General features: G+C 47.1%; 22 protein-coding genes and 1 pseudogene. 19 read left to right on the forward strand and 4 right to left on the reverse strand.

The genetic code is table 11. The features are described from left to right. The first annotated feature begins 2 nt into the window (after nucleotides 1–2). The 16 genes from PVE98_RS07815 to PVE98_RS07890 all read left to right on the forward strand — a co-directional run bounded on the left by PVE98_RS07815 (nucleotide 3) and on the right by PVE98_RS07890 (nucleotide 10,455). Nucleotides 3–428: a phage tail assembly chaperone gene (locus tag PVE98_RS07815; protein ID WP_407568566.1), complete on the forward strand. Its 426-nt coding sequence runs from the start codon at nucleotides 3–5 to the stop codon at nucleotides 426–428. Nucleotides 429–463: 35 nt separating this feature from the next. Next, nucleotides 464–616, forward strand: coding sequence for a DUF6889 family protein (locus tag PVE98_RS07820; RefSeq protein ID WP_313619537.1), 153 nt, complete (start codon nucleotides 464–466; stop codon nucleotides 614–616). After that, nucleotides 606–2,561 (forward strand): transglycosylase SLT domain-containing protein, encoded by a 1,956-nt coding sequence (locus PVE98_RS07825; protein ID WP_313619535.1) that lies wholly within the window; start codon nucleotides 606–608, stop codon nucleotides 2,559–2,561. The genes PVE98_RS07820 and PVE98_RS07825 overlap by 11 nt, the downstream gene beginning before the upstream one ends. Then, nucleotides 2,561–3,130: a phage baseplate protein gene (locus PVE98_RS07830; protein ID WP_333620342.1), complete on the forward strand. Its 570-nt coding sequence runs from the start codon at nucleotides 2,561–2,563 to the stop codon at nucleotides 3,128–3,130. The genes PVE98_RS07825 and PVE98_RS07830 overlap by 1 nt, the downstream gene beginning before the upstream one ends. Before the next feature lie 9 nt (nucleotides 3,131–3,139). Further along, complete coding sequence (locus tag PVE98_RS07835) at nucleotides 3,140–3,445, forward strand: phage baseplate plug protein (protein WP_313619531.1); 306 nt, start codon at nucleotides 3,140–3,142, stop codon at nucleotides 3,443–3,445. Between the two features lie 2 nt (nucleotides 3,446–3,447). After that, the gene (locus PVE98_RS07840; protein ID WP_313619529.1) at nucleotides 3,448–4,515 is read left to right on the forward strand and encodes a hypothetical protein; all 1,068 of its coding nucleotides are present in this window, start codon (nucleotides 3,448–3,450) and stop codon (nucleotides 4,513–4,515) included. Then, the gene (locus PVE98_RS07845) at nucleotides 4,515–4,865 is read left to right on the forward strand and encodes a hypothetical protein (protein ID WP_313619527.1); all 351 of its coding nucleotides are present in this window, start codon (nucleotides 4,515–4,517) and stop codon (nucleotides 4,863–4,865) included. The genes PVE98_RS07840 and PVE98_RS07845 overlap by 1 nt, the downstream gene beginning before the upstream one ends. After that, nucleotides 4,865–5,410, forward strand: coding sequence for a hypothetical protein (locus PVE98_RS07850; RefSeq protein WP_333620343.1), 546 nt, complete (start codon nucleotides 4,865–4,867; stop codon nucleotides 5,408–5,410). The genes PVE98_RS07845 and PVE98_RS07850 overlap by 1 nt, the downstream gene beginning before the upstream one ends. A gap of 36 nt (nucleotides 5,411–5,446) precedes the next feature. Beyond that, complete coding sequence (locus tag PVE98_RS07855; RefSeq protein WP_313384283.1) at nucleotides 5,447–6,199, forward strand: Gp138 family membrane-puncturing spike protein; 753 nt, start codon at nucleotides 5,447–5,449, stop codon at nucleotides 6,197–6,199. After that, entirely contained in the window at nucleotides 6,199–6,552 is a 354-nt protein-coding gene (locus PVE98_RS07860; RefSeq protein WP_313619521.1) for a hypothetical protein, read from the forward strand. Before PVE98_RS07855 ends, PVE98_RS07860 begins: the two co-directional genes overlap by 1 nt. Next, entirely contained in the window at nucleotides 6,552–7,751 is a 1,200-nt protein-coding gene (locus PVE98_RS07865) for a baseplate J/gp47 family protein (RefSeq protein WP_313619519.1), read from the forward strand. Before PVE98_RS07860 ends, PVE98_RS07865 begins: the two co-directional genes overlap by 1 nt. Then, nucleotides 7,748–8,428 (forward strand): DUF2612 domain-containing protein, encoded by a 681-nt coding sequence (locus PVE98_RS07870; RefSeq protein WP_313619517.1) that lies wholly within the window; start codon nucleotides 7,748–7,750, stop codon nucleotides 8,426–8,428. The genes PVE98_RS07865 and PVE98_RS07870 overlap by 4 nt, the downstream gene beginning before the upstream one ends. After that, a complete protein-coding gene (locus tag PVE98_RS07875; protein ID WP_313619515.1) occupies nucleotides 8,428–9,345 on the forward strand; it encodes a hypothetical protein in 918 nt (305 codons plus the stop codon). The genes PVE98_RS07870 and PVE98_RS07875 overlap by 1 nt, the downstream gene beginning before the upstream one ends. Then, nucleotides 9,345–9,752 carry a tail fiber assembly protein gene (locus tag PVE98_RS07880; protein WP_313619513.1) on the forward strand — a complete coding sequence of 136 codons (408 nt, stop codon included), beginning with the start codon at nucleotides 9,345–9,347 and terminating at the stop codon, nucleotides 9,750–9,752. Before PVE98_RS07875 ends, PVE98_RS07880 begins: the two co-directional genes overlap by 1 nt. Before the next feature lie 218 nt (nucleotides 9,753–9,970). Next, nucleotides 9,971–10,210, forward strand: a complete 240-nt coding sequence (locus PVE98_RS07885; RefSeq protein WP_048786191.1) for a hypothetical protein — start codon at nucleotides 9,971–9,973, stop codon at nucleotides 10,208–10,210. Beyond that, nucleotides 10,207–10,455: a phage repressor protein gene (locus tag PVE98_RS07890; RefSeq protein ID WP_313619511.1), complete on the forward strand. Its 249-nt coding sequence runs from the start codon at nucleotides 10,207–10,209 to the stop codon at nucleotides 10,453–10,455. The genes PVE98_RS07885 and PVE98_RS07890 overlap by 4 nt, the downstream gene beginning before the upstream one ends. A gap of 661 nt (nucleotides 10,456–11,116) precedes the next feature. On the opposite strand, the gene PVE98_RS07895 is transcribed toward PVE98_RS07890, so the two are convergent. After that, nucleotides 11,117–12,112, reverse strand: coding sequence for an acyltransferase (locus PVE98_RS07895; RefSeq protein ID WP_333620344.1), 996 nt, complete (start codon nucleotides 12,110–12,112; stop codon nucleotides 11,117–11,119). A gap of 556 nt (nucleotides 12,113–12,668) precedes the next feature. Between PVE98_RS07895 and PVE98_RS07900 the strand changes: the two genes are divergently transcribed. After that, nucleotides 12,669–12,863 (forward strand): hypothetical protein, encoded by a 195-nt coding sequence (locus PVE98_RS07900; protein WP_313619507.1) that lies wholly within the window; start codon nucleotides 12,669–12,671, stop codon nucleotides 12,861–12,863. 160 nt (nucleotides 12,864–13,023) lie between these two features. On the opposite strand, the pseudogene PVE98_RS07905 reads toward PVE98_RS07900, so the two are convergent. Continuing rightward, a pseudogene (locus PVE98_RS07905) lies at nucleotides 13,024–15,160 on the reverse strand (glycosyltransferase); the annotation flags it as partial. 112 nt (nucleotides 15,161–15,272) lie between these two features. Here PVE98_RS07905 and PVE98_RS07910 point away from each other — a divergent pair. Further along, nucleotides 15,273–16,082, forward strand: coding sequence for a polysaccharide pyruvyl transferase family protein (locus tag PVE98_RS07910; RefSeq protein ID WP_407568567.1), 810 nt, complete (start codon nucleotides 15,273–15,275; stop codon nucleotides 16,080–16,082). Between the two features lie 31 nt (nucleotides 16,083–16,113). On the opposite strand, the gene PVE98_RS07915 is transcribed toward PVE98_RS07910, so the two are convergent. Continuing rightward, nucleotides 16,114–16,749, reverse strand: a complete 636-nt coding sequence (locus tag PVE98_RS07915) for a hypothetical protein (RefSeq protein ID WP_313619501.1) — start codon at nucleotides 16,747–16,749, stop codon at nucleotides 16,114–16,116. Between the two features lie 1,583 nt (nucleotides 16,750–18,332). Here PVE98_RS07915 and PVE98_RS07920 point away from each other — a divergent pair. Next, nucleotides 18,333–18,557, forward strand: coding sequence for a tail fiber assembly protein (locus PVE98_RS07920; protein ID WP_407568568.1), 225 nt, complete (start codon nucleotides 18,333–18,335; stop codon nucleotides 18,555–18,557). A gap of 32 nt (nucleotides 18,558–18,589) precedes the next feature. On the opposite strand, the gene PVE98_RS07925 is transcribed toward PVE98_RS07920, so the two are convergent. Beyond that, the gene (locus PVE98_RS07925; RefSeq protein WP_333620346.1) at nucleotides 18,590–19,753 is read right to left on the reverse strand and encodes an acyltransferase; all 1,164 of its coding nucleotides are present in this window, start codon (nucleotides 19,751–19,753) and stop codon (nucleotides 18,590–18,592) included. Between the last annotated feature and the right edge of the window lie 86 nt (nucleotides 19,754–19,839).

The raw sequence follows: 19,839 nt of genomic DNA on the forward strand, positions 1-19,839 counted from the left end.
CCATGGAATTTGAAATCAAAGGCGTGCAGTACCGCACCGCAAAGCTCAGCGTATTTGATCAGCTGAAGGTGTCTCGTAAGCTGTTGCCGGTTATGGCCGGTGTGCTGTCTGACTTTCAGGGCATCAAAGCCGCAGCAGAAGGCGGTGACGTATATAAGGCGATGGAAACCGCGCTGCCGAAAATTGCGGATTCACTGGCCGGCATGTCCGATGAAGATACCAACGCGATCATCTTTCCCTGCCTGTCAGTGGTTTCACGCAAAAACGGCAATACGTGGGCACCAGTTATGTCCCAAGGCGCGCTGATGTTCGACGACATCGATCTGATGAGCATGCTGCAGATGGTTGGTCGGGTGGTAGGCGACAGCCTGGGAAATTTTTTGCCCGCACTCCCCGCCAGCGAGACTGCGCCCCAGCAAGCGGTCTGACGCTGGAATCACTTCCTGATGGCGAAGATTTTCTGATGCGCCCGGTTGATGCCGGGTACATCAGCTATTCAGCCCTGAAGGATGGTTCGTTAGACCTGGCAGACATTGCCCGAATGAATGACTGGCTCGACCTGAAGGCAGACAACAATAACCGCATAGAGCGCTGGAGAGAGGCAAATGAACGCTGAGACTATCAAGGATTTTCTGGTAAGCCTTGGCTTTCAGGTTGATGAGGCTGGCGCTCGCAAGTTTGATGCGGTAGTGGCCGGTACTACATTAAAAGTAGTGAAACTCGGCACTGCCACTGAGGCTGCTGCGCTGTCAGTTTTGGCCTATACCACCAAAATCGCCAGCGGCCTTGATCAACTTTATTGGGCATCTCAGCGCACAGGCGCAACGGTCGCCGGCATTCAGGCGATTGGTTATGCCGCAGCTCAGGCCGGGTCGAGTGCAGAAGCCGCGCGCGGCTCACTGGAAAGCCTTTCACGCTTCATGCGTAACAACCCCGGCGCCGAAGGCTTCCTGAATCGCCTGGGTGTACAGACGCGTGACGCCAGCGGCAACATGCGAGATATGGCGTCCATCTTTACCGGCGTCGGCCAGCAGCTGAATAAAATGCCTTACTACCGCGCAAATCAGTATGCGCAGATGCTGGGCATAGATGAAAACACGCTGATGGCAATGCGCCGCGGGATGGGCCAGTTTGGCGCGCAGTATACGCAAATGGCGAAAGCTATCGGCTTTAATGCTGACCAGGCTGCTGCGAGCTCTAATCGCTTCATGACATCCCTGCGTGCATTCGGCCAGATGGCAGGAATGGCTCGCGACAAGATCGGCTCTAACCTGGCGGAAGGGCTTTCAGGTTCTATCGATACCCTGCGCAAGCAAATCGTCGACAACTTCCCGAAGATTGAGCAGACGATTACCAGCGGCGTTAAAGGCATTCTATGGCTCGCTGAGGTGATCGGCCGCGTCGTGTATCGGCTGATACAGGCTGGCGGCGACATCATGCAATGGTGGTCATCGCTGGATAAGTCAACGCAGCGCCTGATTGAGGTGTTCGGCGCGCTCGTTATCGCCTGGCGCATCCTGAACGGTGCGTTCGTGATGTCGCCGATAGGGATGATTAGCTCACTTGCGCTGGCAATTTTTGCCCTGTGGGAAGATTACAAAACGTGGAAGGAAGGCGGCCAGTCACTCATCGACTGGAAAAAGTGGGAGCCGCAGATCAAGAGCGCCATCAAAGGCGTCGACGATCTGAAAGATGCCGTTATGCGCCTGCTCGGCATCGACCCGCAGACATGGACAGCCAAATGGGACATGAGCAATCTCATGGAGAACCTTGGCGAGCTGTCCAAAATGCTGGACGGGATAGCGCGCCTGCTCAACGCCATTAAAGACGGCAGATGGAAAGATGCCTACGCGATCGGGCGCGAGCTGATAAATCAGGGGCAGGGTAATCCGGACGCGTTACCTGCAGTGTCAGCCAGTGCGGATAATGCCGCTGAGTGGCTGAAGAGCAAAACAGGGTTCGACCCCAGAAGCATCGGCCAGTGGGTGAGAGGACTTGGCTCTGCAGCGCCTAAGCCGACGAAAGACGGGGCTGCGCTACTCGGCTGGATGAAGCCCACTCTTGATAAGCTCGAGCAGGTTTATCGCTTACCAGAAGGTCTGCTGCGCAGCGTTGCGATCACCGAGTCTGCAGGCAACCCCAATGCTATGTCTGGCGCTGGCGCGCAGGGACTGTTTCAGCTGATGCCCGGCACGGCTAAGGACTTGGGTCTGCGTGGCAACGAGGCCTTTGACCCGGTTAAGTCCGCCCAGGCTGCGGCGAAATATCTCGCTCAGCTCTTAAAGGCCAATAACGGCGACCTTCCCAAAGCGCTCGCATCCTATAACTGGGGGATCGGTAACGTGCAGAAGCATGGCATGGCGCTAATGCCGGAGGAAACCCGGAATTATATCCCGCGCGTTCTCAGCAATATGCCGGCCAGCGGCGCGCAGATCAGCCAGGAAACTAACATCCATATCCATGGGGTTAACGACCCGAGCAGGGCCGCCAGCGAAGTCGCCGACAAGCAAATGGCGGTGAACTCACGCTTTTCACAAGCACTCGGAACAGGGCCGCGCTGATGGACATTCTTTCTACGCTGTTTTCACAGCAGAGCCGGAAAATCGGGCTGATAGTGCCGGACGTGGTGATTACCGAAAAACACAGCGACACACTGGAAATCACAGAGCATCCCGTCGAAAAGGATGCTCCTGTTGCTGACCACGCCTTCAAAAGGCCGCCAGAGCTGGTGATGGAGGTGGGGTTTTCTGGCGGCGGTTCGTTGCTGGATCTCCTCGATACTTCCTCGATTGGGCTTAGCCTTGGCCTGAGCCCAAAAGAGGTGTATCAGCAGCTGATCGACCTGCAGGAAAGCCGCATGCCGTTTGACGTGGTAACTGGTAAGCGCCTTTACACCAACATGCTGATCCGCGTGCTGGATGTAACGACTGACCGTACATCGGAAAACGTGCTGATGGCAACGCTGACGCTGCGCGGGGTGATCATCTCTTCAACGCAGACGATATCGGTGGCGGATAAGGCCGACATGACGCAGGGCGTGAGCACGTCAGCAGTGCAAAACTCCGGCGTTAAGTCGACGAAGCCCACCGCCAGCCAGTCGATTTTATCGAAGCTGTCCGACCTGTTTTAAGGAGACACGATGCAGGCCAGTGAAATCCCCCTGTCACCTGATAACCAGCAGTTCGCCGTGGCGATAAACGGGGTTAATTACTTGATAAGAACAGTATGGCGCGACGCCGCAGGTTGGGTGATAGACCTGCTCGACAGCAGCGGTGCAGGCATTGTGACCGGCATTCCTCTGGTTACGGGCGCCAACCTGCTGGCGTCGTTTTCTTATCTCGAACTGGGCTTCGGGCTCGTGGTGCTTTGCGATGATCCGTCGCAGGACTACCCCACAAAAACCGACCTGGGAATCACCAGCCACCTCTGGGCCGTAACGGAGTAAACATGTCACAGAACTGGATGCGCCACTTCGAGCTACAAATCCTGTCAGAAAGTGGTGAAGGCATTAGCCTGAGTGACTTCAAGGTGACGTTCCGCATTGAGTGGACAGATACCCGATGGCCGCGCGTTGCGATGGTGAAGATTTATAACCTCTCCAAAGACACCTGCAGCCGTATTCTGGGAAAAGAGTTCGCGAAGATTAAAATCATCGCAGGCTATGACGGTATGCCGGCGACAGTAGACAGCAGCCAGGTAGGCGTGGCAACGGAAATTGACCCGTCACAAGTCGGCCAGACGAATGGCACGAACTACGGAGAAGTTTTCAGCGGTGAAATTCGCTTTACTGTCACAGGTCGTGATAATCCGACCGATACGTGGGTGCTGATTCAGGCGATCGACGGCCATCAGGCCTTTATGAACGCCAGCGTGACCACGACGCTCGCTGCAGGCTACACAGTCGCAGATGTTCACTCTGCTGCCATGGATAGCTTTAGCGCGTATGGCGTGACTAAAGGCATCACTGGCGATACGCCTGTAACCGTATTCCCGCGCGGGCGAGTGCTTTACCAGTCAACGCGCGATGTGATGGATAACGTCGCGGCGCAGTGCGGCGCCACATGGCAGCTGGTGGATGGTCAGGCGCAGATGGTGCCGACCGATAAGTACGTTCAGGAGGCGATCGTGCTCAACAGCCAGACCGGCCTGATCGGGATGCCGCAGCAGACGATGGGCGCTGGCGTGAACGTGCGGTGCCTGATAAACCCCAACATCCGGCTGAAGGGCCTGGTGCAGATTGATCAGGCGTCGGTGTATCGGACAAGTTTATCGGCAGACGAGGTTAAAGCCCTACCGGATAGGGCCAGCGAAAATAACACGAACGGCAACCTGAGCGTAAACGGGACACTACAACAACCTGCAAGTATTGCGGCTGATGGCGTGTATATCGTATCGGCTATAGATTATACTGGCGATACCAGAGGTCAGCCGTGGTACATGGATTTAATGTGTATCGCTCGCGGTTCGGCGGATCTTCAATCTTCGAGCGCAATAAGTAGAGGTATTTCTACATAATGAAGTTATTTTTCATTGGTTTAACTGTGTTGGCAATATCTGTCGGTGCAGTGGCTGACTCTAAGCCACTAATGAAGTGTGGTCCTTTCGTAATTTCATCAAGCGATGATGGTTTTGCCCACATAAATAACGCTCGGCCTGAAAGCCAGAAGGTAACTTTTCTCGGCAAAAAGGATGATTACTCGAACATCCAATATCAGTGGGTTGTGCAACGAGCTGACGCGCCGGGCTGGCTCGGTATGGATTACATTAAGCGTGATGGCAAAGCCATACTTAATGTTGAGGCTATTCGTAGCAACATGGATCAGCCAAGAGTGTTTGGCACTTATGACTGCAAAAAGGTGAGCTGATGGCAGGTAAAAATTTATCTGCTCTTGGTAAGCTGGATTTGGCCCCGATCAAAGACGACTCAACAGTAATCACAATCATTTTCCCTAAATCTACTGCCAAAAATTATCCTATGGCAGCTGCCATGTCTGAACTTGCAGACCAATATCGGCAGGGTGTTCTGGCCGACAAACAGTATCATTTAGCTTCGTTCTCGAGGGACGGAAACCAGCTTGCTTTAGCTGCAAATTTATTGCGGCTTGTCACAAACATAACGGGCGTACAGGCATTCATAAATGGTGAGCTCGTTATAAGTACATATGATTTATCGACATCCCTGAATTGCTTTGCTAAGTCTCAAAGCGCTAATAATACTCAAGCTTACTGCGAATGTGTTTCGAACTATCCAGGGCACTTCATGCTTCCTTGTAGGATGCTAGTTGGCTGGGAAGGTAGGCTTTCCTCTAAGTTGCCGTACAGCCTTCCAGATCAAGTTCAAGCTTTGGCAGTGAGTAAGGGGTGCAGTTGGTGCCCTAACTTCAGACCAGAAAGAATAAAACGAATCTAACCCGCTCCGGCGGGTTTTTTATTGCCCGGAGTAAACATGTCAGTCAATCCTCAGTCGCTGGCCGGCGGTGAGCAGCAGGCAATGAAGGTGCTGTCGGACACCATATTCTCCATGCTGCGCGTCTCCATGCCTGGCATCATCCAGTCGTTCGACCCCATAGCATGTACCTGCACTGTTCAGCCTGCCATATCAGGTCAGGTCGCTGATGAGGCGGGTGAGTTCAAATCTTCACCTCTACCGTTGCTCGTCGACGTGCCGGTAGTGTTCCCGCGCGGTGGCGGCTGCACCATTACCTTTCCTGTTAAAGCTGGCGATGAATGCCTGGTGGTATTTTCTGATCGCTGCATCGACTTCTGGTGGCAGAACGGCGGCGTGCAGGAGCCGGTCGACCCTCGGCAGCATGATCTGTCAGACGCCTTTGCGTTCATTGGCCCGCAGTCGCAGGCGGAAGTTATAGGGAATATCAGCACCACTACGCTGCAGATGCGAACGGATGACGGTGCGGCTTATATTGAGCTTGACCCAAACAGCCACGCCGTGAATATCGTGGCGCCGGGCGGACTGAACGTGACGACACCTCTCGCTAAGTTCAGCGCGGCTGTGACCATCAACGGGATGTTGACGTGGATGGGCGGCATGGTCGGAAGCCTGGCGACCGGGACCGCGGCGAAAATTACGGGCGCCATCGAGTTTATAGGCTCCCTGAAGTCCAACGGCAAAGATATCAGTGACCAGCACACCCATAATGGCGTGCAGTCTGGTACTGGCAATTCTGGCAAGGTGAACTGATGCGATACAGACGCGAAGATGAAGATGGAGATTACACCTTCGGACAGGGCGATGACACCTGGCTGGTTAACTCACCGGAAACGGTGGCGCAGGCGGTGAAGACGCGTTTCCTGCTGTGGTATGGGCAATGGTTCCTCGACACCACAGAGGGCACGCCATGGATTCAGTCCGTTCTGGGTAAGCAGAAGCCGGAAACCTACAACCTCGCCATTCGCCAGCGCATCCTTGAGACGCAAGGCGTTAAATCTATCAGGTCGTTCGATACGACGCTGAATACCTCATCCCGCCGCGTGGTATTTACCGCGACGATCGACACTATCTACGGAACGACGACAGTCACAAGCGAGGCGTAATGGCTCTCAATTTAGACACGCTGGGGCTCTCCGCTACGGTGACCGCCTCAGGGATAAGTGCGCCTGATTACCAGACAATCCTGAGCACTATCACCGAATATTTTCAGCAGATTTACGGCACCGACGCTTATCTCGAGCCTGACAGTAAAGATGGACAGATGGTCGCACTCGTAGCGCTGGCAGTGCATGATGCCAACAATACAGCGATTCAGGTTTACAACTCTTTCTCACCATCCTCCGGCATGAAAGATGCCCTTACACGCAACGTCAAAATTAACGGTATTGCGCGCAAGTCCGCCACCAATTCAACGGTTGACGTGACGCTCACCGGCACGGCCGGAACAACGATTACTAATGGCTCGGTGAAAGATTCCAACGGTATCATCTGGAACCTGCCGGCCAGCGTGACAATCACCGTAGGCGGATCGGTGACGGTGACGGCCACCTGCGCTAATACCGGCGCCGTTGCGGCAGTCGCCGGAAGCATCACCAAAATCAACACGCCTACCCGCGGCTGGACGGCAGTATCCAACGCTAACGCAGCGACTGTAGGCTCTGCAGCAGAAACTGATGCGCAACTTCGTGTGCGACAGGCTCAGAGCGTTGCTATCCCGGCGCTGACGCCATTTGAGGCAGTTGACGGCGCGATCGCTAACGTTTCCGGCGTAACCCGTCATAAGCTTTACGAGAACGATACCGGAGCAGTGAATAGTGACGGCATACCCGGACACTCAATCGCGGCGATAGTGGACGGTGGCGACGTTACGGAAATCGCACAGACCATTCGTGGCAAAAAAGGCCAGGGCGTTTCCACTTTCGGATCGACGACGGTCACTGTGCCTGATAAATACGATAATCCGCATGCAATAAGTTTCTCTCGATCATCGGATGTCCCGATATATGTCGCCATTACGCTGAAGGTTTTTACTGGTTACACCACACAGGTTGGCGAGCAGATCAAGCAGGCCATCGCCGACTATATCAATGGCCTGACAATTGGCGATGACGTCCTGTTAAGCCGCATCTATTCACCGGCTAACCTTGGCGTCGTGAGCGGTGGAAACGCTAAATACTATGACATCAACTCCCTGGCGATTGGTAAGTCGGCAGGAACGGTAGCGGCATCTAATGTCGTTATAGCATTCAACGAGTCTGCATCCTGCAGTACGGCAAATATCGCGCTCACGGTGACGTCATGAGCAAATACACCGACCTGATTACCAACTATCACAGGGGAAAGCCTCTTTTTGTCGATCACGTCGACCTGTCAACGCGCCCATTTACTGACACCTCATCAGCCCTTCAAAACCTGCTCTCCGCCTTCGATATCGACAGCGCGGTCGGCGTGCAGCTTGATGTGCTGGGGGAGTGGATTGGACGTACGCGAGTCGTCAGCCAGCCCATCAGCGGTGTTTACTTTTCATTTGATACCGATGGACTTGGCTGGGATCAGGGTGTCTGGCAGGGTCCTTATGACCCTGATGCCGGCTTTACAAGCCTGAGCGATGACACCTACCGCATCGTATTGAAAGCGAAAATAGCCATTAACAACTGGGACGGACAAAACGACTCGCTGCCGGCGATTCTGGAAACCGCGCTGGATGGCTCAGGTCTGAAAATGCAGGTCGTCGACAACCAGGACATGACCATATCCGTCTGGGTTTTCCCGGAAGAAGACATCAGCCAGGTCTCACTCGAACTTCTGGCGGCTATCAAACAGGGATATCTGACAGTAAAAGCAGCTGGTGTCTGGGCTGGTGACATTCAAACGCCATCAATTGAGACGCCATCAGAAGGCACTCGATTTTTTGGCTTCGACATGGACAACGAATACATCGCCGGTTTCGAAGACGGCGCGTGGGAGAAAACACTTTAATGGCTACCAACAATTTCAAACCCTTTGGCATCGGCGCCGGGGCGAACGTTATAAGTCAGGCAGATTATGAGGCGCTGGCAGCGTTGCTAACCGGCTTCCAGAGTGGTAAGGCTTCATCATCACAAATCAATAAAGCATTGCGGCAAAGTACGGTCATGGCCTCAATACTTGCTCAGTTTATTTCCGACTCTGCAGGTGTTGATGTCCTGGATAACGGCAATACCGCCTCAATTCTTGCCAATCTTAAAGCCAGCATGACAGCGCTTACGCCGGGGCGATTGATCAATGTGCAGGTATTCACGGCAAATGGAACCGTAACAAAAACAGCAGGGGCAAAAAAGTGGCGTATCCGGGTGCTGGGTGGTGGGGGTGGAAGTTCAGCGGCTCCGGCCACCAGTGCCGGTCAGGTATCAGTGAGTAATGGTGGCGGCGCGGGCGCATATGCAGAAGGTTTATATGATGTCAGCAGCATTACCACTGCGGCGGTCACAGTAGGATCGGGCGGCGCGGGTGGCACCTCGTCTTCCCAGTATGGCGCTGACGGAAGCACAACATCTGTTGGCACCCTGATTTCTGCTCCGGGAGGAAAGGCGGGATTGCCAGCCGGACCGGCAAATCCACCATTTCAGCCGGTAGCAAACAATAATGGAGCAAGCCCGACAGGCTGGAATATTGTTGGAACATCAGGGGGCGGAGCCGAGGCTGCAGTGGCAGTTTCAACTAACTATGCGGCAGGCTCCAGGGGAGCTAATAGCCAATTAGGTGTGGGCGGTTCAATCCCGGCAATCAACAACAATGCTAGTACAGGCGGCGGCTTTGGCTCAGGGGCGTCTGGTTGTGCAAATGGCCCGTCTCAACCTATAAACGCAGGCGCGGCCGGCAGGTCGGGGATAGCAATTATTGAGGAGTTCGCATAATGGAAGAAATTGATGTTTATGCTGTAGTTAATGCACAAGGGGAGGTTATTAATACCACCCTTTGGGATGGGGTCACTGAGTGGGAGCCGCCGGAAGGAACGATAGCTGTAAACTGCGGTGATCAGGGGGTAGGCATCGGATGGTCTTACAAAGACGGTGCTTTTATTCCTCCTCCCGCACCAGAAGTGCCCAAGGAGGATTTAGTCATGCAGGCCGCGCAACAAAAAACAAACCTGATAGCAGATGCGAGCCAGACCATTTCTATTCTTCAGGACGCTGTCGATCTGGGCATGGCAACGGACGAGGAAACAGCGGAATTGACCGCGTGGAAGAAGTACCGCGTCCTGCTAAGTAGGGTGGACACATCAAAGGCACCAGATATTTTATGGCCAACCATTCCTGCATGATAACCAAAAAAAGCCCCGGCGACGGGGCAGTGACGTTCCGCGCCGATCTGAGCAGGCTACGGGGTGGTTTGGCTAAAGCTTAACCACTCACGCCTTGTTTATCCAGACCTAACTCCTGTACCAGTCCAGGCTTTACAAAAATCCGAACCGCAGCGGCTTGCTTAAATCCGACCTAAATATTACTGTGTTTATATACAGTAAATTTTTAGGGCAAACTTATGCCACGCGATTATGAAATAACCACAGCTTTTAAAGATGCGATCAAGCTGGACGCTAAAAACCGGCGGTTAGTGACAACCAACGACTTTCGCTTAGCGCTCGAAAAGTACAACCATCATTGGCCGCTGGAAGAGTGCAACCGCTGGATAAAACGGTATCAGACATTCTTCTTCGAGCTCGTTACAGACGGCGGGGAGAACAAGACGTGGGCCCTGCGCAACATGGGGTATGTGAGATGAGCGCGTTTCGCATTGAGACGCCTGAAGGTTTTGTCATCGTAGACAGCGGCGTAAAAATGAAGCCTGGTGACGAGGTGGCGTTCCAGTACGACGGCTACCCGATGGTAGGAAAGTTGTTCGCCTCCGGGCTCATAACGCAGGATGGCGAAACGATAGACGGGGAAGGTCTGGAAGGTATCATCGTGCTGGGAAAAGTCACCGCTAGGATTCTGGATGACGACGACGAGTTACGACCGACGATCTGACCTCAAAAATCTGTGGGGCATGCATGGGACAAAAAATTGCCGCAATCTTTACCATCTCTTCGCTACAAGGTTGGCAAGTGATTGCGGCAATGCTCTGTTGGCGCGGGCTTTCGGTGTGATCTTCGCTCGCTCTGTTTTTCCTACCACTGCATTATGAATATGCAGGTTTAATCGGGTAACTGTCTGATAATACTACAAATAAATATACGGCCACTTTAGCGAAGCACTTATGTAGCACAAGATCGTTCATTTTCGTGTTGATAAGGGAAAGCTGATCCGTATTGTTCTATGACATCCAGGCGCCATAAACCCGGTACACCATCTGCGCATTTGAGTCGATGTCTGTATATGACAGTTAAGGCATGCTGCAATTTAGCTTCCCTAATGTTCTGTAATACGTACCTGACCAGTTGCGTCAGGAACTAAGCTCCAGCATTGGCGGCTCAATGATTGGCCTTAGTGACGGACTAACCCTGCAGCAGTTCACAGATAGCGCCAGCTGCCGACTTTATTATGTCACGCCTGAAGAAGTTGCTACGCATTACATCGACGGCGCAGGCTGAAAAAAGCCCCTTACAAGGGGCTTACTTTTTTGGCAGGGCTGATAACGCGAGATTTCATCAACTTCTTACCCGCCTCATAGCAGGGCAGCTCGATATATTTAAGCGTAAGCACAGATATACCGGCTGCTATTACCACCGCAAGGGTGGCGAAAATAATATTCGAATCCAGTGAGCTTCCTTTCAGCCACAGCATTGAATAAACCACAGGCGTGTGCATGAGGTAGAGAGAATGATATCTTGCCAAGGAAGGCAAGCTTATCCGATTCCAAAAACTTACGCGCATCACACTCTATGTGGGGCAAAGCAGCTACCGCGAGCGCGACGACGGGCGTGATAACCAGATAGGCTGGTAACGTGATATTCATACCGAACAGTATGATGAGCGTCAGCATGAAGACACAGAAGATAAAGGCTGACACCAGAGCATGATTTGCTTTCAGCCATTCAGCGCGCCACAGCGTAACCTGATAGGCGCAAATGCCCAAAGATACGCAAAGCAGGCATCTGATTACGCCATCACTCAGAAGCGGATAAGCCGCCTGCGACGCGCCCTTAACATTGACTCCGATAGTAAGGCATAATCCCACCGCCGCTATAGCAGTAATCCACGGCATAACCCTGTGAAGGAAGCTGAGCAGGATAATAAATGTGCCGGCGAAAAGCTCTACCGATATTGACCAGCTTGGAACGTTCGTTTTTGGAATGAATCCAATCCCCAGAGAATTTGTTAGAGTCAGGTCACCAATGATATTAAAAGGCGTTACTGACCCCAGCCATTCAGGGAAAAAGCTACCCGTAGAGGCATAGAGCGCGAGCGGAACAAGCATCACTGCCACTATATGAAGAGGATAGAGGCGGAATATTCGAATGATGAAGAATTCCAGAGATGATACCGAGCCGGAAGTAAATTTCTGCAGGTAGGAGTGATAAAGCACTATTCCGGATAATATGAAGAAGATATCAACGGCATAGTCTGGATTATGAAAGATATCGAAGCCGGTATGCCAGCCGGTAAAATGGCTATATGAATGCGACAATGCCACACCTAAAGCAAGCAATCCTCTGAGGCCATCAAGACCAGAAAGCCTCTTCATTATTTTTTCTTCCCCATTTTTTTGGTATACCAGTCGTACTCACCCCATAACCCAACACAAACAACCACGACAAAAAGGCCGTGATAGTAAAATAAATCTTTATTTGTCAGCATCATAATCAATACACCCACGCCGCAAGTGCGCGTAATGAGCCTGAAAAAATCTAGATTGGCCATCTGAAAGGAATCTGTAAGGGAAGATTAAGCTTGATGTTAGGAATAACATTAAAATTGTCAAGAAGAGCTTTTGTCCAATGGAACTTTTATTTAGATCTGACCACATAAAAGCTCCGATGATGGGGCAAGTGTATACCGTGCCGATCTGAGTTGGCTGCGGAGTTCGCCAGATCCAGTGCTTGTATCATGCAAGGCCGACAACAAGAGCTACTACAACGATGATATTGACTACCACGACAACTCGTGGCGAGACATCCATGGCGATATCCTCCGTGAAAAGGCTTTTGTCAGAGGTTAGTACCTGTGGGAAATTTTTGGGACATGCAAACGTTTGTGTATTTTCCAATTTATTATACGTTTCCGTATCTTAGGACGCGAGAGTGCAAGTGGATGCTGTTGATCCGGATATGGCCATCAACATAGAAGCAGCGGCTCTTAATTTTAGGAAAAAATACAGAATGTTTTCATTGGAATTGACGCATATAAAAGCAATGAATTATTTTGGTCATAAAAATTCAGTAAAAAGCCCAGATTTTTTCTGGGCTTTAATTTCAATCTTTGACTTTATATTTTAGTAAAAGCTGATCTTAGTTTTCTCAAGATTTTTCGAGTAATTGAAGGTTTTTCTTTGAGAACATCGAAATGAACGCGGGAAATACTTTCATTCAACACATTGAATCTATCATGCGCCCATCCACCTTGCTGCTGTGAAATTAGTAACTCTAATTTGCTATTCAGTGTATTGAATCTATCATGTGCCCAACCGTCCTGTTGCTGCGAGATGAGCCATTCAATATCATGCTGAAGATTATTAATTTTATTACCCAGTGAATGAGATGAGTTTAAACTTTGCATTCTATTGATTTCGAGCTCCAGCTCGGAGATTTTTTGCATATAAGCGGGCATCAAACCCAATGCAAAGTTGTATCTAACATCTTCTTCCATAAATGGACGGAAGCTACGATAGTTATTCCTGGATTTATTTCCGCTAAGTAACATTCCTGAATTTGCTACGCGATACCAAAAAAGAGGTTCTGGAACAAGTTGTAACGAATGACCTTTTAAAACAGCTTTGGTAAAGAATTCCCAATCCTCATGACCTAAACCGTAATCTTCAGTAAATCCTCCAACGCTGTGAAAAACTTCTTTTTTAATCAGAGCATTTGCGTCACCAAAGCAATTATTGAAACTTGCTATATTTAAGTCCGGACCAAGTGGAAGCCAGCAATGCGTCATTTTTCTAAAAGGTGAGGGATATTCTTCATTAAACACTAAATCACTTGGGGTAGTTAAGATATCTGCACCAGTGTTAACTGCTGCAGTTAGAAAAGTTTCCACTTCATGTGGCTTGGCCACGTTATCGTCATCCATGAAAAGCAAAAAATCACCCGATGCATGCTTAGCGGCAAGATTTCTAGCTGCTCCCAAGTAATTATTGGAACTGCGAATGATTTTCCAATTCCTTATGTTGAAATCAGACTCGATTAAGTCAAGATACTTATGAGATTCCTCATCAACACTCCCATCATCAACGATAATAACTTCAATATTCGGATAAGTCTGGGATTTTATTGAAGCAATAGCTTGTTGGAGTAAATGATGCCTATCATGATGAGTAATACAAACGCTGACTAAAGGTAATTCACCTTCAGAGAGTTTTTTTGTATTATCAAAAAAATCCGCACTAACTACTTGCACCCAGCTTTTCTCTATATCTTTAGGATCAGCTATGAGATGGGTGTCACATTTTAATTTTTTTAAGCGTGAATGTATCTTTCCATAAAGATCTACTGGGTTCGGTTGAAATAAAGTTTCGGTATGATTTTTCTTCGGGATTAGTTCAGGAATCCCACCGACCGAAGAGGCAAGGAAGTTAACATTGTTTATTAAGCACTCATAGACCGTATAAGGTGAGTTTTCAACTAAAGACGGAATTATAACAAGAATATTTTTTCTTTTTATATATTCATTTGCGTTGGTGCGGTCATAATCAGTTATAATATTGACAGGCAGCTCTAAATGCCGTGTGCTATTTCTTATATGGGTCTCAGAGTCTATAGAACCCAAATTGACCTTCTTACCTAGAAAGGTTACAGCCCTTAAATTTTTTTTATCATCATTGCTTAAGTTTTTTAAAGCTCGAAGAAAAATATCAAGACCTTTTCTCGTTTCTAAACGGCCAAAAAAACTAATTCTATTTTTTTTCTAGTGACAAATCATCTTCAACGTTAGGTGTTTTTTTAAACTTTTCAAAGCCTTGAAAGGGCGCGCAGTTTAAAATTACAGTTTTGTTATTAGAAAGATTCCAGCCTTTAGCTTGCATCCAATCGAAAAGATATTGCGAAGGGCTAACAATTTCATCAGCCATCTCAGTGACACATTTTTCCATGTGATAAAGTTCTAAATGATTTTGGTCATAAGGTAATTGATAATTACCTTCATCAGACCATAATGTTGAACTATGAGTATTAACGATGAATTTTGTATTTGTAAAGTTGAGACCTTGCTTTTTTATAAGCAATGAGTAATATAGATCCGCCTGCCATTCGCATGAAATAATAACATCATAAATGTTATTCTCTTTTAACCATAGGTATATCGAATAACTTTTTTTTCTAAAATATGGAGCATCAATGTTAATTTCATTGTTTATTTGTGTGCTTAAAAGGTTGACGCCATGTTTGCTATAATAAAGAGACCATTCTTTGAATGACTTGGAAGTGGATTCCGTGTAATCACCACTAGTATATAGTACGTCGATGTCGAAACCGTTTTTGGCTAGTGTGGTAGCTAGTGCTGTAAATGCTGTTCCAATACCACCATTTCTGACCGGCCCTTCAATATCCGGCGTCATAATAAGAATCTTCTTCATTGTAAAATTTCCTAATCGAGATATGCTGCAAATGAAAAGTTATGAATTCAAAGAGTTCTGCTACTAAAGCGTTCGGGAAGCCACCAACACACCAGCCACTTAAGGTAAACAAATGACATCTAACGATTTAGGTTTTGAATCTTTACTAAAACTTTATCATTCTAAGTATAATCTTGTCTACAAGGCTAACCCAGGCAACGCAGGTGATGGAGTCATAGCTTCTGCTACGTATGATTTTTTTAAGCAAAGCGGGTTAAATTATGACCAGTATCGCGCTTCAAGCCATTACGATTCCAGTAAGGATATTTTAATTTTTGGTGGTGGCGGTAATCTGATTGAAGGCTTGTACGCAGAGGGTAAGGATTTTATTCAAAATCAAAAAGATAAATTCGCCAAGATTATCATAATGCCTTCAACTGTCAGGGGCTATGAGGATTTCTTTAAAGAGGGTCTTGATAAATTTATTGTTTGTTGCAGAGAAAGAACATCTTTTGAATATATACTTTCACTAGGATATAAGGCACAAGAAAGTGTGTTTCTGGCTGATGATATGGCATTTTATTTAGACTTACCTTCTTACCTGTCATGTGTTGAGCCTTTCAAAGGGATAGCTAATTGTTATCGAACTGATTCAGAGTCATTAACTAAAGACTATAAAGAAAATAACCATGATATATCTTTAACATGGAACGGAGACTACTGGGATAATGAGTTTTTGGCGAGAAATTCAACCAGGTGCATGATTAATTTTTTAGAAGAATACAGTATTATTAATACGGATAGGCTTCATGTTGCAATTTTAGGGTCCCTACTTGGCAAGGAAGTCAATTTCTTCCCAAACTCTTATTACAAGAATGAAGCAGTATATAAGCATTCCCTGTTGAACCAATACCATAAAACTGTATTTTTTTCTGCCGGTTAATAATTTAAGCAGCGCCTAAAGCGCTGCCCAGTTATTTTAATGCATTATAACTTTTTAGAAGCAACTCCCATCCTTGACGTGAATACTCATTAGCGCGACTATAATCAGCAAACCTATCTATAAAGCCCACGAAGAAATTCTCAGTAATTTTACGGACACTTCCTGATGAATTGCTTTTATCAGCTTCTTTCACATACAAAAGATTGCATTTTCCTTTGCTTATCAAGTATTTAGATATTTTAAGTGCCAAGTCATCGAGGTTGTTAGAATTGCTTTTAAGAACATAAGTCTTATTACCTGAAGACACTCCTTTTTTAAATTTATCGATGAGATATTCAATTTTCTCAAGCTCATTGCCATGGATTTCTCTATTTTTTTCTTCAGAGAATCTCCACTGCCAACGATCAGAAATGTTATCACTATACATTGTGGTGTGGAAACAAATGTTACATGATTTGTCTAGTACCATATCTTGCCAAGAGGGTACGAGGTTTTCATATTTGTAGATATTCTTGAAATCGTTATTAAGTAGATTTAAAAAACTTTCGTAATTTTTTATAAGTGTCCAACGAAACATACTGCCATCATCACATCCTGATTCTCTCAAAAAAAACGCAAATTCACAATTATCTCCGATGCTTTCAAATTCGTCATATTTATTATTCATGCTATATCTCGCTAACAATTAGTAAAGGTTCGTATCTTTCCTTATATGATACTAATATTTTAGCCTTTATAGTCAAGAGGAATTTATGGATAATTTGAGACTATCTAAGAATCTGTTAGGTAGGTTAGAGTTTTCTAACTAGCTAAAGAGAATTTTAGGGGAACTATATGGGCGAAACAGACAGCTCCTTACTCAAAAGCTCATCATAAATCTACTGTAACTAAGTACTTTTACCAAATATAATTCTTCTTAAGTCTGTTCGGAATCGACATAAGCATCCAGATAATCCTTTGGGCCTTCTGCAATTGCAAATTTGGTCAGTAGAAAGAGAGAGTTTGCGGTTAATATCTTTACGGCATTCTAAATGCGTTGCAAACGCTTGCGCTTACTATCACTTTTTTATTTGATAAATTGAATTTAGTAGATGATCAGCTTCAAGTCTTAGTAGGCTATGGCTGGGATTAGGGTGTTGATGTGCCAGCAGGATGTTTTTTATAAAGCTCATCAATCTCAACCGTTCGACCATCACTTTGAGTATAGTAACCAATGAGCCCATCAGGCAATGGATAGAGGTTCAATACGCTGTTTGAAAGCGACTAATAGTACCGGGCTTCTGTGGAGTTCATAACATCATTGTCATTACCAGAGGAAAGCACAGGAATGAATAACGCAGCCAACAACATAAGATTTTTACACTTATCCTCTTTGAAGCATTAAATTTTTTTAAAGGGTAGCAGGCATATGCCACAGCGGTTGTAATCTCTTCGGAGGTTAAATCTTAATCACTCGAGTCTTGCTTATCCAGAAAATATCCCGTACCAGCCTAGGCTTTACAAAAATTCTGACTGCAGCAGCTTGCCAAAATCCGTCCCATTACTACTGCATTTATAAACAGTGGTTTTAGGGCGACCTTATGCCTCGTAAGTATGAAATCACCGCAGCTTTCAATGATGCGATCAAGCTTGACGCTAAAAGTCGGCGGGGCGTGAGAACCAATGACTTTCGATTGGTACCCGAAAACTACATTCATCACTAGCCTCTTGAGGAGTATAACCGCTGGATCAAACGGTATCAGGCGTTTTTATTTGAGCTTGTGACAGATGGAGGGAAGAACAAAACGTGTGGCTTGCGTAATATGGGATATGTGAAATGAGCATGGGCGCTGAATACATAGAAGAAGGATTAGGGCATCCCTCAACTAGCGCGTACCGTGTTGAAACGCCTGACGGTTTTTTCATCATCGAACGCAGCGTAAAAATGAATCCAGGCAACGAAGTAGCGTTTCTGTAAGACGGCTACCCGATGGTGGGCAAGTTGTTCGCTTCCGGGCTGATTACGCAGGACGGCGTAACGATAGACGGAGAAGGGCTGAAGGAAGTCATCGTGCTGGGGGAAAATTGACCGCAACAATTCTGGATGATGACGACGATTTTCGTCCATCGACCTGAAAACAGCTATCAATACTTACTACTCGCAAAGGTGTGTCGCGCGCGACCTTTGCGCTCAATTACGCAAAAACAGTATGATGATGTAATCCACTCTCGTGAGTCAGCCAGGCTTTACCTGACCATCTTCGCTTTATCATGCAACGATTCAGGCAACAAAAAAATCTGATAGCAGATGCGAGTCAGGCCATTTTTTTCATTCGGAATGCTGTCTATCTGGGTATGGCAACGAACGAGGAGACATCGCAACTAACACCGTGGAAGAATTATAGGCTCCTCCTCAGTCGGATTGATACCAAAAATGCCCGTGAAATAGATTGGTCAACACCCCAGTTTGATCAGACTTTGAAAATTCTCTGGTAAGCTAATGATGGGTGGTTAATCCACCCATCTCACTATGCAACCTTATGACTCTGTGATGAATCGAGCATTTTATTTTTTCTGGTATGATTATCGAACCTAGCTAGAATAAATTTTCTGCATGGACGCTCAATTATCATCCACGTCATAAAAGAAACCAAAATACACAGGGACCAGAAAATCAAGGGACCTAACCAATAACTATCTCTAAAGAGTAATGATGGAGCGTAGTTAGCAATGTAACGAGCGATAATTTCATGTGTCATATAAAGCGAAAAGCTCGCTTCTCCCAAGATAACCATCCACCTGCAGCCAATAAACCTGGATGGCGTACCCTTTCCAAATGCAAAAATTGCAATAATGATAGCAAACATAGGCGCAGCAAAAGTCCTTGTTAACCAACTACCTACCACATACCCATCGAAAGTTACTGAAATTAGGTGCGGCAACCAACATAAAGTAAACAAACCTAATAAAAGTGATGCAATTTCTAAAATCGTGAATAACAATGAGCTTGCTACTAGCTTGTTCCTAATTCTTAGCCATAATGCACAAGCTACAATACCGGACAAAAATTCAGTTAGTCTTACTAGTGGTAATATCCCTGCCGCCCACTGATTAGGACCCATAAGAGGATCCCCGTATTGAAGCATAGGGAATGCCATTTTTTGCACAGCCATCACGATTGCTAAGCCAGTCATAAATGCCAGCGCTAGTTTAAAATGCCAGTTCGTTTTGAATTTATATATTAGAAATGGGAACAGAACATAAAAAAACAGTTCGACAGATATACTCCATGAAGGACCATTCAGAGAAAAAAAATATTTCGCGTATGGAATCCATGCATGTATAAGAAAAAGGTTTGCCAGAATTTTAAACCATGAAACTGACTCCCCCAAATATCCCCATGGCGAAGGGAAAAGGCAGAGTACTATTAGAAGACAGGCAATGTGCAAAGGCCAGATTCTGGCAATTCTCGCAACAATAAATCTGGCGGATTCAGCTTTTGTTGAGATATTATTGTGAGTAAAATAAAGAATAAATCCAGACAAAACGAAAAAGAAAGTAACACCCAAATCGGCATCTACACGATCATCAATGAACTTGCTTAAAGGATACATCCACACAGTATGATGGAAGGCAATCAGGGCAGCAGCAATGAATCTCATGCCAGAAAGAGATTTTAGTAGTTCTCGCATTTAAATTTGTCCGTTAGGTCCAAAAATTCATCTGCATTGTAGATGAAGCAATGATTACTTAGAATAAATAATTAAGAATCATGCTA

Source organism: Pantoea sp. GABEPS69, assembly GCF_045780835.1.
Classification (GTDB): Bacteria; Pseudomonadota; Gammaproteobacteria; order Enterobacterales; family Enterobacteriaceae; genus Pantoea; species Pantoea septica.

Bases quoted from the DNA above. Each gene is read 5' to 3' on its own strand.
- PVE98_RS07865 (WP_313619519.1), top strand. From the start codon at position 6,552: ATGGCTCTCAATTTAGACACGCTGGGGCTCTCCGCTACGGTGACCGCC.
- PVE98_RS07925 (WP_333620346.1), bottom strand. From the start codon at position 19,753: ATGCGAGAACTACTAAAATCTCTTTCTGGCATGAGATTCATTGCTGCT.
- PVE98_RS07920 (WP_407568568.1), top strand. From the start codon at position 18,333: ATGCAACGATTCAGGCAACAAAAAAATCTGATAGCAGATGCGAGTCAG.
- PVE98_RS07870 (WP_313619517.1), top strand. From the start codon at position 7,748: ATGAGCAAATACACCGACCTGATTACCAACTATCACAGGGGAAAGCCT.
- PVE98_RS07910 (WP_407568567.1), top strand. From the start codon at position 15,273: ATGACATCTAACGATTTAGGTTTTGAATCTTTACTAAAACTTTATCAT.
- PVE98_RS07835 (WP_313619531.1), top strand. From the start codon at position 3,140: ATGCAGGCCAGTGAAATCCCCCTGTCACCTGATAACCAGCAGTTCGCC.
- PVE98_RS07850 (WP_333620343.1), top strand. From the start codon at position 4,865: ATGGCAGGTAAAAATTTATCTGCTCTTGGTAAGCTGGATTTGGCCCCG.
- PVE98_RS07855 (WP_313384283.1), top strand. From the start codon at position 5,447: ATGTCAGTCAATCCTCAGTCGCTGGCCGGCGGTGAGCAGCAGGCAATG.
- PVE98_RS07890 (WP_313619511.1), top strand. From the start codon at position 10,207: ATGAGCGCGTTTCGCATTGAGACGCCTGAAGGTTTTGTCATCGTAGAC.
- PVE98_RS07915 (WP_313619501.1), bottom strand. From the start codon at position 16,749: ATGAATAATAAATATGACGAATTTGAAAGCATCGGAGATAATTGTGAA.
- PVE98_RS07875 (WP_313619515.1), top strand. From the start codon at position 8,428: ATGGCTACCAACAATTTCAAACCCTTTGGCATCGGCGCCGGGGCGAAC.
- PVE98_RS07885 (WP_048786191.1), top strand. From the start codon at position 9,971: ATGCCACGCGATTATGAAATAACCACAGCTTTTAAAGATGCGATCAAG.
- PVE98_RS07825 (WP_313619535.1), top strand. From the start codon at position 606: ATGAACGCTGAGACTATCAAGGATTTTCTGGTAAGCCTTGGCTTTCAG.
- PVE98_RS07830 (WP_333620342.1), top strand. From the start codon at position 2,561: ATGGACATTCTTTCTACGCTGTTTTCACAGCAGAGCCGGAAAATCGGG.
- PVE98_RS07895 (WP_333620344.1), bottom strand. From the start codon at position 12,112: ATGAAGAGGCTTTCTGGTCTTGATGGCCTCAGAGGATTGCTTGCTTTA.
- PVE98_RS07845 (WP_313619527.1), top strand. From the start codon at position 4,515: ATGAAGTTATTTTTCATTGGTTTAACTGTGTTGGCAATATCTGTCGGT.
- PVE98_RS07860 (WP_313619521.1), top strand. From the start codon at position 6,199: ATGCGATACAGACGCGAAGATGAAGATGGAGATTACACCTTCGGACAG.
- PVE98_RS07840 (WP_313619529.1), top strand. From the start codon at position 3,448: ATGTCACAGAACTGGATGCGCCACTTCGAGCTACAAATCCTGTCAGAA.
- PVE98_RS07820 (WP_313619537.1), top strand. From the start codon at position 464: ATGCGCCCGGTTGATGCCGGGTACATCAGCTATTCAGCCCTGAAGGAT.
- PVE98_RS07880 (WP_313619513.1), top strand. From the start codon at position 9,345: ATGGAAGAAATTGATGTTTATGCTGTAGTTAATGCACAAGGGGAGGTT.
- PVE98_RS07815 (WP_407568566.1), top strand. From the start codon at position 3: ATGGAATTTGAAATCAAAGGCGTGCAGTACCGCACCGCAAAGCTCAGC.